This is a genomic window from Halalkalibacter sp. APA_J-10(15), from assembly GCF_023017105.1.
Taxonomy (GTDB): domain Bacteria; phylum Bacillota; class Bacilli; order Bacillales; family Bacillaceae_D; genus Halalkalibacter.
Genome location: NZ_JALKEV010000005.1, coordinates 21,590 through 39,502, shown reverse-complemented (window position 1 = coordinate 39,502; position 17,913 = coordinate 21,590). Strand labels below are relative to the sequence as shown.

The 17,913-nt window shown below is 36.5% G+C and carries 4 protein-coding genes; all 4 read right to left on the bottom strand.

Going from position 1 to position 17,913, the window contains the following annotated elements:
- Nucleotides 1-90 precede the first annotated feature (90 nt).
- The gene (locus MW695_RS07355) at nt 91-1,257 is read right to left on the bottom strand and encodes an acyltransferase family protein (RefSeq protein ID WP_247104555.1); all 1,167 of its coding nucleotides are present in this window, start codon (nt 1,255-1,257) and stop codon (nt 91-93) included.
- Nucleotides 1,258-1,332: 75 nt separating this feature from the next.
- Complete coding sequence (locus tag MW695_RS07350; RefSeq protein WP_247104552.1) at nt 1,333-10,470, bottom strand: type I polyketide synthase; 9,138 nt, start codon at nt 10,468-10,470, stop codon at nt 1,333-1,335.
- A gap of 17 nt (nt 10,471-10,487) precedes the next feature.
- A complete protein-coding gene (locus MW695_RS07345) occupies nt 10,488-11,651 on the bottom strand; it encodes an MFS transporter (protein ID WP_247104550.1) in 1,164 nt (387 codons plus the stop codon).
- Between the two features lie 16 nt (nt 11,652-11,667).
- The gene (locus tag MW695_RS07340) at nt 11,668-17,625 is read right to left on the bottom strand and encodes a non-ribosomal peptide synthetase (RefSeq protein ID WP_247104548.1); all 5,958 of its coding nucleotides are present in this window, start codon (nt 17,623-17,625) and stop codon (nt 11,668-11,670) included.
- Between the last annotated feature and the right edge of the window lie 288 nt (nt 17,626-17,913).

Genomic DNA, 17,913 nt, shown 5'->3' with positions numbered 1-17,913 from the left:
ATTTTCCTCTTTTAACGTTAGAGTAACTGAAAAACCTATCATTTCTCGAAAAAAAAGATAATCTTTTTCTAAAATGTTTTCATTTATCACTCATATCACTTTTCGTACCCATCGACTTTGTCGGATAGCAAAGCTAAACGCAAAACTAAAAAGGATACCTAGTATCATTTCAATTGATACTTTCACGAGTATTGGTACTGGTAACTGAATGAGCAGAAATTGAATGATCGCGACAACAGGAACATGAAATATATAAACACCATATGTATTAGCAGATAGCCACCTTATCAGTCTACCCGTTCCATTAAGTGTTTCCCTAAACAACACAATGAGTCCAATACAAAGTGAAGTAGTCATCGTACAATCCCATATCGACCAAACCATTGAAGCCAAATTAAAGCCACCTGGCGTTAAAACAAAGGTAAAGTAATGTTCAAAAACAAATGAACAGACAAGTAAAATCACTCCGAAAAGAAGCCATTGAAATCCAGACCTAGTAGGGAATTCCTGTAACCAGTTCATTCGAAAAGCAATCAGTCCTACTAAGAAAAAGCTGATATATTTTGGCCAATTTGCATATTCAATCTGAATTGCCCCTAAAAAGCCATCCCAATAATCAAGAGGATACCAAATCCTAAGAATAAAGGTTAGTACGCTCAGTAAACCAATAAGTAATAATATGTGATTCGATTTAGGAGCAAGCTTTTTTTGTGTGAGCGAAAAGGAATATTTTTGTTGAATATAACGAAAAAAGGCATAAAATACTGCATAGATAAGTAAATGCTGTAAAAACCAAAAGTGAGCTACTTTCAAGTCAGGCCATACCGTTAACCAACGATCTTGACAAACTCCTTGCTCTCCTCCTATTCCCAAGAAAATGGTTACGGTATAATCCCAAATGTTCTCATATCCACAATTTCTAAACTGTAAATGATAAAAAAAATGGAGAGGAATGATAATAAGTAACACGCCTAGTAGAAATGGCAATCCAATACGTTTAAATCGTTCTTTTAGAAACATAGACATACCTTTTCGATCAAATGAATAAGGTAAGAAATAAGCTGATAACAAAAAAAACAACGTCATCGCAATTGGATTAATCAGCTGATAATAAACGAAAAGTCTTGTATTTTCTGTTTCATCCTTAAAAAACCACCAAATATCAGGAGCATAAGCAAGAGCAACATGCACTGTAACAATCGAAATAGCTAACAGTATTTTTAGATTATCTAAATAGTGGAGTCTATTTCTTTCCATAATCTTCTCCTCACATGTAACTAGTTTTGAAAAAGATTATCCCCTTAACCTTTGTTGTTTCTTTCAGTACTCTATCTATTCTTTCCTTGTGTAAAAGCCCTGAAATACGTTTAAATCTTTAGTCAAGCTTTCTAAATCACTAGCTTCATTAACAGGCTTCATTTCTTCTTGTTGATTAAAAAACTCATCCCTTTCCTTATACGTTACTTTATACTTTCTTCGCTCAAACGGATACGTTGGAAGTGGTACTTTCCGTTCATCGTGTTGAAAAACTCGTCCTGGATTATAAGAAACTCCTGCTACAAAAAGCTGCCCCATTACTTGTAAAATAGACTCAATAAGACTCGTGTTTCCATTCGATGTCACCACTTCTTGAAAATAAGCTGAAATTGATTCACTACTTTGCACTCTTAGATTCCCACATTCGAGTAGTAAATCACGCTCAGAAAGAATTTGATGTAGAAACTCCTTTTTCAATGGAGTTTCTAGCTCTAGAGTGAGTCCTTGAATCCATTCATCATTATTTTCTTTAGTCTTAATTCCTGAAGGAGTAACTAGTAAACAATCCCATGGAATGTCTTGATTCGTATTTGTTTTCGATGGTTTCATTTCTTTAGACTCCACTAGCTGCTCGATTAAATCTGTGATCGATACGTAACCTGCTAATACTGCCCCTGCCCAAATTCCTGTACCTTCGCAAATAATCGATTTAGGGTTTAAGCTAAAGCTTTTCAGCATTTCACCGTAAGCATATTGAATGGCAAATCGCTCTAATTTCCCCCTTAGCTCTTTAGCTTCAGCTTCTTCTGTATATTCGATTATACGATCCATACAATATCGATACGCCATTCCGAATTTAGGGAATCTAGTCGAAATAGTTTCAATATCTTTTTTCTCTATCCATATTGAGTCATTTAAATAAAGGTGTACGAATGTTTCTTTATAAGGACTTGATTTCCCTTGTAAAATAGCATCAGAGCGTTGTCCAGACTCAAGTTTTGTAAGTAAAGTAAAAAGGTCATTCTTTGAACTCACTACCATTGCTACTTTATAATTCATTTCCTTCTGCCCCATATTCATCGAGTAGCAAATATTTCCTAATGAGTACTTCTCCTTCTTTTTTAAAACAGTCTTAAGATCCTGAGCTATTCGCTTCACAACATGTTCGTTACGACCACTTATCTGTAAAAGTTGCTTTTGATGCTCAACTTCTTCTTGCTCACCAAATTTATAGACATTAGATTCCAATTTATTCGCCTCTTCTAGTATCACGTGAGCATTCGTTCCACCAAATCCAAATGCATTAACCCCAGCTCTCAGAGGGGTCTCACCCTTATTAACTAATTTTATTGGTTCTTTATCAACGACATAGAAAGGAGTTGATGAAAATACTACATTCGGATTGGGTTTCTCATAATTGATCGTATGTGGCACCGTTTTATGCTTAAGTGATAAGGCAACTTTGATTAAACTCGTCATACCTGAAGCTGCTAGCATATGACCAATTGCTCCCTTTACCGATCCAATACCACAAAATTGTGTTTCATTTGTAAAAGTCCGAAAGGCCTGAGTCAACCCTTCAATTTCAATCGGATCACCAAGCGGTGTAGCAGTACCATGAGCTTCAACATAGGATAGTGTCTCAGGATTTACTCCACTTTTCTCATATGCATCTCTTATCGCTTCAGCCTGACCTTGAGGCCTTGGTGCTGTTATCCCTTTCGAGCGTCCATCATTATTTAAAGCAGAACCTTTAACAACACAATAAATATAATCATTATCCTCTTTCGCTTTTTTAAGTGGTTTTAACAATACTGCACTCCCCCCCTCAGAAAGCACCATTCCATCTGCTTCAGAATCAAATGGACGACACTGACCAGTAGATGATAAGGCAGTGACCCTACTTAAGCTCGCAAAAGGAGTAGGCGACAGATTCAAATTAATTCCTCCCGCAATGGCCATTTCAGCTTGCCCTGTTCGCAAGCTTTCGCATGCATGATGTAAGGCGACTAATGATGATGAACAAGCCGTGTTCACAACCATACTAGGACCCGTTAAATTTAGGGAATGACTTACACGAGAAGCAACTTCATTTAACCCGTTACCAGCTACTGCATCTGGAACCAGTTCTCCTGGCTTTAATACATCAATCATCATTTTAATAAGTTCTTCTTTCTCTTTTCTACTCAATGAATGATAAACTTCACTTTGAAGAAATTTTTCTTTCCACACCATGTAAGATCGATACCCAATAAAATGTTCCATATACGTATTCTGTTCACAACCAACAAAAACACCTATTTTATTCGTCCGATGTCTATTACCATATCCAGCGCTTTGGAGCGCTTCCCAAGCTATTTCTAAAAATATCCTTTGCTGAGGGTCTGTCACTTCGGCTTCATTTGGTGACATCCCAAAGAAAAATGGATCAAAGTCATATGGATGATCAATAAATCCTCCTTCACTTGCATAGCTTCCATGCAGAAGGTCTCGACGGTTATGTCCCTGCTCTTTCATGTTCCAACGATCCTCTGGAACTGGACGAATCATATTTCGACCATGAATAAGTAGATCCCAATATTGATCAGGATTGTTCGCTCCAGGAACTCTTAAGCCTATACCGATAATAGCGATATCTTTGTCTTGTTCAATATTCTTTTCTCTTTCCGTGACAAGTAGCTTTTCCTTAACAGGTTCATTTCGTTTCACAAACGATTGATGAAGATATTGTATAAACTGTTGAGGAGTTTGATATTCAAATAATAATGTTGGATTTAGTTCAAGCTGTAAGTTGTTGTTTAATGTTTCGACAAATTTAACGGCATTAATCGAATCAATACCTAACTCTTCAAAATTCGCACTCGTATCAATTTGCTCAACTGGAAGAGAGCTAATGGTTGATATAAGCTGATAGACAATTGATCGTAATTCTCCTTCATTCATTGGATGTAAAAGCCGTGTCTGACTTTCCACCCTATTAGCGGTCAATTGTTCTTCAAACACATGGATCACAGAAGATTGGAAAGAGCCTAGTGCATTCATAAAGGCATTTCGACCATTTTCTTTTGACAGGACCTTTATTCCTTGTTTCTCTACAGCTGTTGAAGCCACCGAACCAAAAGCAGCTGCCATCGCACTTTCTTCCCATAATGAGTAATTAATCGAAAGTGACCGTCCAGGTGCATTCTGTGTCCTTCTAAAATAGCTATATTGATCGAGGAAGTAGTTAGCCGCTGCGTAATCGCTTAAGCCGGCAGCCCATCTTTTTTTCGAAGCCGACACTGACGAAATTAAAACAAAAAACTTTAAAGGCTCCTCCCTCGTTATTTGGTCTAAAACGATCGTACCATCTACTTTAGGTCTTAAGACTCTTTCAATAGTTTCAATATCCTTTTCCAATAAATTAGTAGCTTGATGTCCTTCAATGACTCCTGCAGCATGAATGACTCCATGAAGAGCACCATAATTCTGTTTACTATCCTGTATCACTTTCTTCATTTGCTCCATATGAGAGACATCGACTTCATAATAAGAGACATTCGCTCCTAATTGCTTTAAACGATTAATCCACTGCAGCTTTTGCTCATTAACCGTTTTTAGTTCTGTTCTTCCAGTTAATATGAGATTTACTTTCGCTTGTTCAGCCAATAACGATGCAATTTCCACCCCTACCGTTCCTAATCCTCCTGTAATAAGGAACGTATCACCATCTTCAACCTTAATCGATTGTAAATGATCTCGTTCTTTTTGAACCAACTGACGAACATAACGCTCTCCTTGACGAAATGCAACAATCGACTCTTCCGGTTCTTCATGATTTAGTTCCTCTACGATTATTTCCATCAATTGATGGTCTGTTATGTCATCAGCTTCCTTTACGTCTAAAATGGTCGTCATAATATGAGGGTTTTCTTGAGCCAATACTTGACCGAACATCGTTGAAATCGATTGAATTGGATTTTCGATCTGGTCATGATCTAATACAACAAAGGCTTGATTCGTAATGATCATATATTTAATTTCATGACGGTTTTCATGCATTTCTTTAGCTAAACGCACTAAACTTGTAGCACATTTTGAGTCAGCTCTTATTTGAATTTCCATATCATCTATTCTTTTAGCGCCTTGTTCATAGTTCCAATAATGAATAATAGCTACAATTTCTTTATTAATTTCTTTCATGATATTTTGATAATCATTTTGGTTTGTAGGATCAATGACAAACACATTCTTCTCATTATTTTTGTACTCAGAATTCCCTGTTACAAAATAGAGAGAATGGGCATCATGATCGAATTTTTCACTTAAGCTCTTTGCATTCTTCAGATCATCTGCAAATATGACAATGGCTCCAGGTTGTAATGGTCTCAAGGTCCGTTGTTCTGTAACTTTCCAACTCCATTCGTGATAATGCTCACGATGAAATCCGAAATGACCATTTCCACTAGTACCAAAATCAGGTGCATAGATTTTACGTTCAAATGGATACAATGGAAGATCTAATTTTTTTACAGTACTCTCTTCATATAAAGCACCCCAATGAATGGTTACACCTAATTCATATAATTTGCCGATCGTATTTAGAAATAATATCCATTCATCTTCTTTACGACTTAAGGTAGGAAATACATGATTCTCTTGAGTTTTTTGAAGCCCTTTTACCATTCCTGTTAGTACTTTTTCAGGACCTGCTTCAAGAAAAACATCCATTCCATGATCAAAGGCATAGTGAATGCTTTGTTCAAACTTCACGGCTGCTAATATATGCTCTAGCCAGTAATCAGCATCTAATGGTCTATCAATAAATTCTGCTCTTACATTTGAAATGATCGAATATTTCGGTGTTGAAAAGGTAGTTTTTTCTAACTCCTTTCTAAATTGTTCTAACATCGGTTCCATTAATGGCGTGTGAAAAGCTTGTGAAACGCTTAATCTTTTATGAGGAATTCCCTTTTCATTTAAATAGCTTGAAAACTTTTCAATATCCTCTTTCTTTCCTGAAACTGCTTGGTGAGTCACATTGTAGCCAGCAATCCATACGTCACCTGAAAATGACTCTAACCAACTTTCTACTTGTTCACTCTTAGCGAAAACCGCAAGCATAGCACCAGGCAATGAAAGTTCATTCATCAACTTCCCACGGATAGCTACTAAACGTATCGCATCTTCAAGTGATACCGCATCAGCTAAACATGCTGCAACCCATTCACCGACACTATGTCCAAGCATACATTCAGGCTCTACTCCCAAATCAAGTAATAGCTTCCCTATAGCGTAGTCAATCGTAAAAACGACTGGTTGTGTCACATCCGTTCTAGCAAGTAATACATCGTTTGCTTCTTCCCCGTAAATTAAACGTGAGATATCCTCATTTAAGTAAGGCAAAAACAGTTTGGTGCATTCTTCTACATATCTTCTAAATGCTGGAATATGATTGTATATCTTTTTAGCCATATTCACATATTGAGAGCCTTGTCCAGTAAACATGATCGCAATTTTACGTCTTTTTACCCTTCTTACTTCGTCTTTTACTAGCAGCTTTTCTTGTAATTCATTTAAGGAAGAAACGACAAAGCTTTTACGATATGGAAATGGATTTCTAGTCACATTTTCGGTATAACTAATATTCTTTAAATCAGCTTCTTTAAATCTGTGAAGGGACTGAGCTAAATTCTCACTCTTTTTTGTTAACGAAGGAGCAGAATTGGCAGCTAAACCGATGACATATGCAGGAGACTGGTGGTGTTCAGTTTCTTCTCGAACCTTTTCTGGAGCTTCTTCTACTAATAGATGACAATTAGTTCCACCGAATCCAAACGAATTAATAGCAGCTCTGCGAATGGTTCCGTTCTCCACCTCCCATTCAGATTCTTTTTCTAACAATGTAAATGGGGTTTCATCTAACTTAAGCAAAGGATTTACACTTTGAACATTCACATTTTGAACCATTGTTTTATTCTTTAATGACAATAGCACTTTCATAAAGCTAGCTATGCCAGCAGCAGCTAGTAGGTGTCCAATGTTAGACTTAACAGATCCTAATGCGATCGAATTTTGGCGAACATTCCAGCTTTTAAAAGCAGAGCCTAACGCCCTTACCTCACTAGGATCACCGATCTTAGTACCTGTTCCATGTGACTCCATATATTGAATACTACTCGGGTCAATTTGATGCTTAACATACAATGATTCAACGACTTGTTTTTGTCCATCTGGATTCGGTGACATAACGCCTATAGAGTGACCATCATTATTAATAGCACTTGCTTTAATAACTCCAGCAATCTCATCACCATCTGCCATTGCTTGTTCGAGAGGCTTAAGCATGACTAATCCTGCTCCTTCACCTGGAACAAACCCATCTGCATCGCGATCAAACACCTTCACTTCCCCTGTTTCAGACAAAGCTCCTGCTTGACTGAATAATAGATAAGGAGTCGGTGTTAACAATAAATTAATTCCACCTGCAATGGCTGCTTCACTTTCCCCTTTTCTAATTGACTCACATGCCATATGCAGTGAAATGAGTGAAGAGGAGCAAGCTGTATCAATAACCATACTTGGTCCTTTAAAATTAAACTCCTGTGATACCCGAGAAGCGACCATATTTAAAATATTATCGACTAATAGATTAGGATGATCACTTGTCTCACCAAATATTTGCTTCCATTCTGTTACTAGTTGTTCCTGTTGTTTTGAATCTAATGAAGCAAAACTTGAGAACTGTTTCAATTTCAGTAAATTTAACTTATTTAAATGATATTCATAATATGTATTGACACCAGCACCTATAAACAAACCTATTTTCTGACCGCTTACTTTTTGCTTCGTATAGCCTCCACGCTCCAATAGTTCAAAAACTAGCTCAAGCATTATTCTTTGCTGAGGATCCATTACCTTAGCTTCCTCATCAGAAATAGAGAAAAGCTCAGCATCAAAATGGTATGGATTTTGTATAAAGGCTCCTTTTTTACAATAGGATTTTCCCTGCTGTTTCAATTCACTATAAAGTTCATCGATATTAAAACGATCCCTTGGTATATCTCGTATACTTATTTTTTTATTTAAGAGGTTGTCCCAAAATTGTTCAGGCGTATCAGCATCAGGAAAACGGCACGACATAGCGATAACAGCAATATCTTGATGAAGTTCATGACTTTGCGAAGTTACCCTTGCATCTTCATCTACTCTCTTCGTTTGAAATCGCTTCTCCTGCCAATGCCTGCATAAGTAATCATCCATTTCCTGAACAGTGCGACATTGAATTAACAGATCATGAGACAAGGTTACTTGTAATTCTTCCTCTAATGCTGCTAGTACTTGGATCGCTTTAATTGACGTTCCACCTAATGTGAGAAAAGATTGATCTAAAGGTATGGAATGATTAGAAACTTGAAGAATTTCAGCCCACACCTTACGAACTAGAGGAATGTACATTCCTCTTGAAACATGATTCATTTGTTTATTCGTTACTTCCTGGACAACTCCTACAACATCTTCTGCCGCAATTGTTTCGTTTTTGAATTCGTCATTTTTAAAACGTTCTATAAGCTCAAATCGTCTAACTTTTCCACTTGTCGTCTTAGGAATTGATTTAATTGTCACTACATAATCAATTGGAATTCCAATTGTTTCATTAACATGACGTAAAATAGCTGAATAAAAAACGTTGCTTCTTTCTGCTTTCACACGCTGAGAAGTAAACAATGCGATTCGGTCCTTACCTTCTTTTTCATCATGCCATCCACATACTGCCATTTTCCCTTCTTTTACAACTTTTACTTCCTCAACCTTCGCCTCTATGTCATGTGCATAGAAATTTTGGCCGTTTAAGAAAATGATGTCCTTAATACGACCAACAACTGTTAAACGACCATTTAATAAAAATCCTGTATCTCCGGTCTTTAACCAGCCTTCTTGAAAAGCTTTTGCATTCGCTTCTTCGTTATTAATGTATCCTGAAGTAACATTCGGTCCTACAATTTGTATTTCTCCGATCACGCCTTCATCAACAACATAACCTTCATCATCAACAATTCGGATACTCATACCATCAATCGGAAAGCCTTCATCAGCCAATGCCATCGCTTGCTTGTTTGCTTTATTAACTGTTTCAACTATTTGCTCATTTGCTAATTTTTCACGATTAACATAGCGAATCGTTGGTTCAGTTCCACACGGTGGAAAGCTAACCGCCACACACGCTTCTGCCATCCCATAGACAGGGTACATAACATTTTCATTCAATCCATATGGTACTAACTTCTCTACAAAGTGATTAAGAATCGAAACCGAAATCGGCTCTGCCCCATTAAAAATCAAACGTAATGAGGATAGATCAAGTTGCTGTAGCTGCTTTTCTTTTACACGATCTAGAAATAGACGGTAACCAAAGTTCGGTGATCCGGTTAATGTAATTTTGTGTTTTGTAACGAGGTCCAACCATAAAAATGGTTTCTTGACAAATTTGAGCGGCGTCATATTAAATTGATTAATTTGAACAGCCATCATTGAAAAATGAAATCCAATTAACCCCATGTCATGATGGTAAGGCATCCAGCTCAAGGAACGATCTTCAATAGTAAACTTAGCTGAGCTTATAATAGAATCAATGTTAGCAAGAAGATTGTTGTGAGTCAGCACGACTCCTTTTGGGGTACTAGTACTACCTGAACTAAATTGAATAAATGCTGGGGAATCCGCTTGACTTAACGAAATAATTCCTTCTCGTTCATCGTCAAGGTTTTGTGAGTTGATTATATTCAAATCAGTATAACTAAATAGTTGATTTTGCTGTCCTTCTACTAATTTATTATCAGAAATAACAGCTGGCTTCTTAAGAAGCCCCCATATCGTTTCTAGCTTTTCCAATGAAGTATTTTGCACTTTTAATGAACTTGGATAGGCTAAAGGCGCAGCGATTATTCCTCCTAATACACAAGCCCAAAATGTAATCACAAATTCAAGATTGTCTTCAAGCACAATTAGGACATACTCACCAGGCTTAATTCCTTGACTTTGAAGTCCTCCTAAACGTCTACGTGCGCGTTCAAGTAGCTCTTTATAAGAAATAAATACTTCCGATTCATCATTCAAAATATACGTGATACCGTTCTCTGAATCCTCAGCAGCACGTATTAAAATATCAGCAAGATTGTGAAGCTTTGTATACTTTTTCGTCATCTTCTTTCCAATTGAAATAGATTCACCCATCATTAAACTCTCCTTTTTCACCCTGTTATTTGCTCTGTTTTCTTCTTTATGGTTAATTGGGTTAGTGTAAGTTGAATAAATAGTAATAGAAAAAATAGTAGACTTATCGTAAACAAATGATTAACACCAAATAACTGAATGGCTATTGCAGATAAGATCGGCCCCGCTGCTGAGCCGATACCATACGTAAATGTAAACAGGGCTGTACCCGATGAAAGCTCATCATTCTTTAAATCTTGAACGGTTAAAGCTAAGGAAAGAGCATACAAAGGTCCAACTGCAAAGCCTGTAATAAAGGAAAAAATAAGGATACCAGTAAAGCTTGTGAACGTCATAATACCGATTATGGATAAAACAGAAATAGCAACAGTTAGCCCATAGCACTTTTCACGTCCTATTCGATCCGCCAAATACGTAACCGGTATTGTTCCAAGAACTCCACCGAACACAAAAATTCCAAATGCAAAACCAATCATCGTGATTTCAATACCGCGCATGAGTAAATACATCGGATAAAGTGCGATGACGGTCGTTTCAATAAAGCCATACACAAATGCGCCATATAAAGGTAACTTAACACGCGTAAACACATTTCGCTTTTGATTAGGAGGAACAATTATGGCTCCCTTAAGCTTTAAATATATAAACCATGAAGTGACAAACAGAGCGAAAGATGCGATAAAAAATGGTATCCAATTATTCCAATCATAAATAATCGGCCCGCTGATCGCACTAATAACAAATCCACAAGCAAAAAATAACGAATAAACACCACTAACTAAAGCCTTTGAATCTGATTGCGTAAGTGAATGCATTGCTGTTTGTACACCAACTAAATTAAAGCTGATACCCATTCCCATTAAAGACATTAAAACAAGCCAAGTTATAGTTGATTGAACAAAAGGAAAAATCATTGAACATATAGCAGTCGTAACAAGACCCAAAATAATAATAATTGAAACATCTTTCCCATTTATCGTTCGAACTAAATAAATCGAGCCTAGCGCCATTGTAAGGAAGAAGGAAGAGGAAATAACCCCAATCCAAACACTACTCGTCTGAAGCTGGGTCATATATGTCGTTGCGATAGGGACAATCGTCCCCATCGCAAATCCAACTAGAAGCGCAATATGATAGATCACCCATTTACGGTCTCCAAAAAGCTTTGTAAACTGATTCATTATTCCGCTCCCCTTATTAAGGCATATTTGATGAATTCAATACTCCTTTTAGCACTGGCACTTGCTTTGAGCCAAACCAATACATGTCTTGCTGTCCATATACTTTTATTTCCTCTCCCGTTATACAATCTGCTTTATCTGATGCTAAAAAGGCTACTACATCAGCTATTTGATCAGTTGGTATTGCTGCTTTTCTAAAAGAAGACGGTGTCATCTCAGTATCTACAAACGCTGGGCAAACAGCATTAACTTGAATGTTATGAACCTTTAGCTCCTCCGATAGCGATCGTGTCAGCCCGAGAATGGCATGCTTTGATGCCGCATAAGCACTCATCAAAGGGTATCCGATAAGAGAAGAGTCTGAGCCAATATTAATAATCTTGCCTTCACTCTTTTCTAGAAAATGTGGAATCACCTGATAGCACACATTGTATGTTCCAATAAGATTTACCTCAATAATTCTTCTCCACTCATCAGGTGTCATTTCATGAATAGCACCTACTTTTGTGATTCCAGCATTATTTACCAAAATATCAATCTGCCCATAACGTTCCAGAACAAAATTCACAGCCTCTTCCACATTAGACATCTGGCTAATATCCGCCGATAAAATTAATGGTTCAACTCCTACACTTCTAAATTCTTCGGTTGCTTCTCCTAATGTTGCGACAGACCTAGACATTAATGCTACATCAATACCTTCACGTGCCATCGTTAATCCAATTGCTCTACCGATTCCACGACTCCCACCTGTAATTAGAGCTACTTTATGACTAGCGGTTCTTTTTACATATGGTAACGATTGCTTTTCACTCGGTTGTTTGTTAATTGAAGCCGAATGAATTAATTCCTCTAAGTAACGCATATATTGATTTCCTAAACGCTTAACTGTTGAACGTTGAAAAAGGTTATTAGAATACTCTATGTCCAGGGTGAATTGTCCATCAACGACCGACAGGAAAAACTCAAACACCGCTGCACGTTTTTGACCTCCATTTGAATAACGGCGGTCAACATGCTCTTTAGAAAACTCAAACAAATCAAGCTGTGGCAAATCTCTGTTTCCTAAATAATTGACTCTTATATCAGTTAGTTTGTTATCAGGATACAAGTGATTAGGTATTTGGTCAGAAATTAAGTCATAACTTACCCCTTTAAGAGGCACTTCATCCATTTTATGTTGAATACGTCGAACGAGCTCGAGCCAACCCTCCTTCTCATTCATCAGAATACCTAAAGGGTAGTTCACTGAAAAATTACCAGGAACCTCTATATATCGCTTGTTATCTCCTAGATCTCTTCCATGAACACGATGACTAATCATAATATTGTCTTGATTTGTTTCATAACGAATGAGCTTATATAAAGGCGCAAGTACAATTGGATAAAGGTTTGTTTGAAAGTCCTTTTTAACATTATTTCGAAGAATAGACGTTTGCTGCTTCGATAATATAAAGCTCTCCAATTGAGCTGACTCTTCGATATTTTCTCCTTTTTGGAAGTCCAAAGGCATTTTTAATCGATTAAAATCCATTAACTGTCCATTCCAATAGGAAACATAATTAGATTTATATCGATTTTTCTTTTCCTCAATATCCTGAATAAATTGTGTATAACTATGATCTGGCTGTAGTTTAACTTCTTTTTCCTCCAAAAGCAGCCTATAGACACTCCATATCTCCTTAAACAGTAGATGATTTGTCACCACATCAGAGATAAGGTGATGACCGACTACTGCAATGGAATATCTATCCTCGTCTATTTTCAATACCAAGACTTTCCATAAAGGCCACTGTTCAGCACTTAAACGCTCAATCGTTTGATCAATTAGCTTCTGCTGAAAGTGCGCACGTTCATCATCTTGTATAAATCTCGTATCATACCATTCAGCTTCTATTTTTTCGACTGAAGGGATTATATGTTGCCTCCAAACATTTCCTTCTAGTTGTAAAAAGCAACGCAAAACCTCATATCGATTTGCAATAATCGTTAAAGACTGATTAAACATTTCTAGCTGTAATGGCTGTTTATAAATGAATTGCGTATAGCCTGTCCAGCTATAAGGATACTCATAATAAGTTGTAAGCCACTTTTGAGCTGGAGCAAGTGGATACGTATAAGTTATCTTCCCCTTGGTATCACTTGCTAATTGATCAAGTAATACCTTTCGATCTATCTTTCCATTTAAGTTTTTGGGCAAGCGTATAAATGTCTCAATTCGATGAGGAATCATATAGCTTGGCAATTGATTCCTTAGATTTTTTAGAAGTTCTTGATGATCTCGGTTACCGACTATACACGCAACTAATTTAGGCTGAATATTCGTATCTTGAACAACGACTGCTGCTTCAACGACACCTTCTTGCTTCACTAAAACAGCTTCTATTTCTCCCAATTCAATTCTAAAACCACGAAGTTTTATTTGTGAATCAATTCTGCCATGAAATTCTAAGCATCCGTCCTCCCTCTCTCTTGCCAAATCGCCTGTTTTATATATATACTCACTATTCACGTCAGGAAATGGATTTTTGTAAAAGGATTCCTCTGTTTTTTTTCTATCCTTATAGTATCCTTTTGCCAGTTGGGACCCACCTATCCACAGGTGACCGGTCTCTCCTTTTTTGACCTCTCTCATTTGCTCATCTAATAGCTTAATAGAAACATTATCAATTGCATGACCAATTGGAACAATATTTTCGTCACTTTCTTCAGAAAGGCGATTGATTACATAACAAGTAACATCAATCGATGCTTCAGTAGGCCCATAAAGATTTGCTAAATTCACTTTCGTCCCATGCTGATACATCCACTTTCGTATTAACGCCATTGTCAAAGCTTCGCCACTGAATAATAGCCATTTTAAATGGCTAAATTGATAAGGTTCATTTTCCAATGCGTATAAAAATTCACCAAATAACGAGGGAACAAAATGTAAATAGTTTATTCGATTCACTTCAATCCATTTTGCTAACGCCCAAGGATTTTTAACAATACTATTTTCAACTGGACATACGGTTCCACCATACATAAGTGGCCAAAACAACTCCCAAACTGAGATATCAAAACAACATGATGTTTTCTGAGCAACTCGGTCTCCCTCTTGTAATTGAAATTGCTTTTGATGCCAGCTCAGTCGATTCATAAACCCACGCTGTGAAAGCATAACCCCCTTAGGGTTACCTGTAGATCCAGATGTATATAAAATAACCATGACATCATCAGCTGAGTATGATAACTCTAAGTCTGATTTCTCCTCTGTTATCCAATCTGCTTTTGAAATGAGAGAATGTTCTCTTTTCATATCCATTTCAATGTCATCTAATGACAAAATAGTTTGAACCGTTCCACAGGTTATTGCTTGAAGAAGAGTTTCTTGATCACAAATAATCGTCTGAACTTCCGAATGGGTTACAATATACTCTATTCGCTTATCGGGATACGTTGGATCAATAGGAATATAAGTGGCTCCTGCTTTCATAACGGCAAGCATGCCAACTATCATCGCTGTTCCGGGATAAACAAAGATACCAATATGTGAACCTTTTCGCACACCTAACGACCGTAAATAATGTGCTAATTGATTCGATCGTTCATGCAACTCTTTGTATGTTACTTGTTCTGTTCTATGTGATATTGCTATAGCATTTGGCGTCCTTTCGCTTTGCCTTTTTATTTGTTCATGAATCAACATTTCACCTGCTACTGAAATGTTTTTGTTCATCTTATTTATTTGCCCGATAAATTCTGATACCGTTCTACACTCAAATAACGATTGTCTGTCCGCATTACTAAATAGCTTTTCTAGCTTAGCTACAAGCCGAATACGTTCTAAAGAATCTAAGCCTAGCTCTGCATCTAAATCTTTATTAATCATGTCATCATTAACATGGATACCGCAGACTTCCTTCATCACGTTAGCTACTTTTTCTCTAATATTGGGTACATATTCAATGGATGAGAGCTCTTTCACTTCTTCAAGCTGCTCTAAATATGTAACTGTCTCTACCATTTCCTCAAGTTTATTAAGATGCTTCGTAATGAATTCTGCATCAAAAGAATATTGGTCATAGTTTGCGGTGAAAATCATTTGCCCATGGAAGCATTCCACGAGTAAATCAATAGTTCCAGGGTTTGTACACGTATATGATTCATAATCATATACGTGGCATTCACCGTACTGTTTTTCTAATTGAACCTCTCCTACATACGATAAATAAAGGTTTGATTTTAATGAAGATTGAACAAACCCTTTTGTTGTCGTTGACATCTCACCATTTATTAATTGAATTTGATCCTTCGCCATAAGTGCCGCTTGATGATTTTGCGCTCGATCCATACCTGAAGCAAGATGACCAATCATTTCTCGTTGAATACGTTGAACCATATCCTCTAAACTCTCGTCCTTACCTCTTAATTTAAAAGTTAAGGCTAGGTTTTGAGCAAAGGTTCCCAAAAGAGGTGAGGCATCCACATGAGGATAAACCTTTCCAGATGTTGGAATATTCAGTATAACCTGCTCGCTTTTTTCATCGTAAGCTTTTATCACTTCTAAGTAAGCTGTTAGTAATAATACAAATAAAGAAACTCGTTGCTGTTTTGCCACTTCCATAAGACGATTGACTGTTGATGCATTAAGAACTCTTTTTTGTATCGCTGTTGTTATAAATGCTTCGTTGTCTTCTGAATGCTCCTTCTTATATTCAGGTAATTGAAATAGATACTTTGGTCGACCTTGTTCGTGTAAATACTTCTTTAAATGACGCTGTTCACTTTCATCTGACCATTGATTTAATTTGGATATGATGTCGTTATATTCTATTGTAGTAAGAGGTGGTCTTTCTATCGTTTTTCCTGATACTATAGAATCATAAAAAGTTAGTAAATCTCGGATAAATATTTGATTTCCTAATCCATCCGATATTAAATGAACGTTTTCAATGATAATTTGAAAAGTAGTTTCAGCTAACCGAAATAATCGTACCCGATGAAGTGGCCACTCAAATATATTACATTTTTTATTTAATGATTCCTTAAAACATTCATTCATAAATTGTTGTTGTGCATTGGGAGTCATATGTGTGAGATCTTCTTGTATGATTTTTGGAGGTTTCACATGGTCTAGTAGACGAAGTTGAAAATCTTTAAAGCTATTAGCATGTTGTGGTTTACTAAAAACAGCTCGAAGAATAGGGTGATATTCAATTAATTTGTTCCACGCTTTCCAAAGGTGATCTTCATTTATATATCCTGTAAGTCTAACTCCGGTAGTAATTGAAAGAGTAGAAACGGCCTGATAAGAAATTAAAAATGTATATTGAGCATCAGCCATCTCTAACGTTCCATTTGAAAATCCCCCACTATTTGTGCCCTGAATTCGATTTGTAATCGCTAAACCTGTTTGACCATTTTCAAAGCCATCAACTTGATCCAATAATAAGCAAATATCTTCAACCGTTTCAAAGGTCATCAGTCGTTCCATAGGGAATTGCTCTTGAAACTCCGCCATTTTTTCTGGAGGTACTTTTTTCATTAGCTCGTTCATAAGCGTAATCATTTTTATTGAATCTAAACCTAAATCTGCTTCTAAATATAAGCCCTTTTCCATATCTTGAATCGGATAGCCTGTAATGTCTGAGATCATTTGATATACGTAAGTTGTATTTGAGGAATGTTGAGGATTCATCTTAGGGGTATTGTTCTCTTCCACTAAAGATACATTGAATAAATCACTAAGCTCAGCAAGGGTTTCTAACCGCATAATTACTTCAAATGGGTACTTTTTAACAAACATTTCATACTGAGATGCGGGGATTAGCTTCATAAGCTCATTTACAAGCGTGATCATTTTAATCGAATCTAACCCTAAATCACCCTCTAGATAAAAATCTTCTTCTAAGTCATCTATTTGATAACCAGTCACTTTTGAAATGACTTCATAGATTTTCATTTGTTTTTCAGACAGTTCTTTGATCATTTATCTCCCTCCTTAACATACAACTAATTGAAAACAGATTGTTATTTTTTGTACAACCTCAATATTACTCCTCAATTGTTATACTAAAATTTAGTTTCTTTTAATTTTATGTTAATTTTAGGTTTTTATAGAATTTTTTATTTTTGGCTTTCTACTATTGCTTAACAGTCATAGGCGGAGATTCCAACCAGCAAAGCTTGTTCGTTATATTGACATCATCTTCAGCAAATGCTCAGGACACCATTAATTCTTTTAGTAACATGTAAAATATAAAAAAAGTTCCTATAA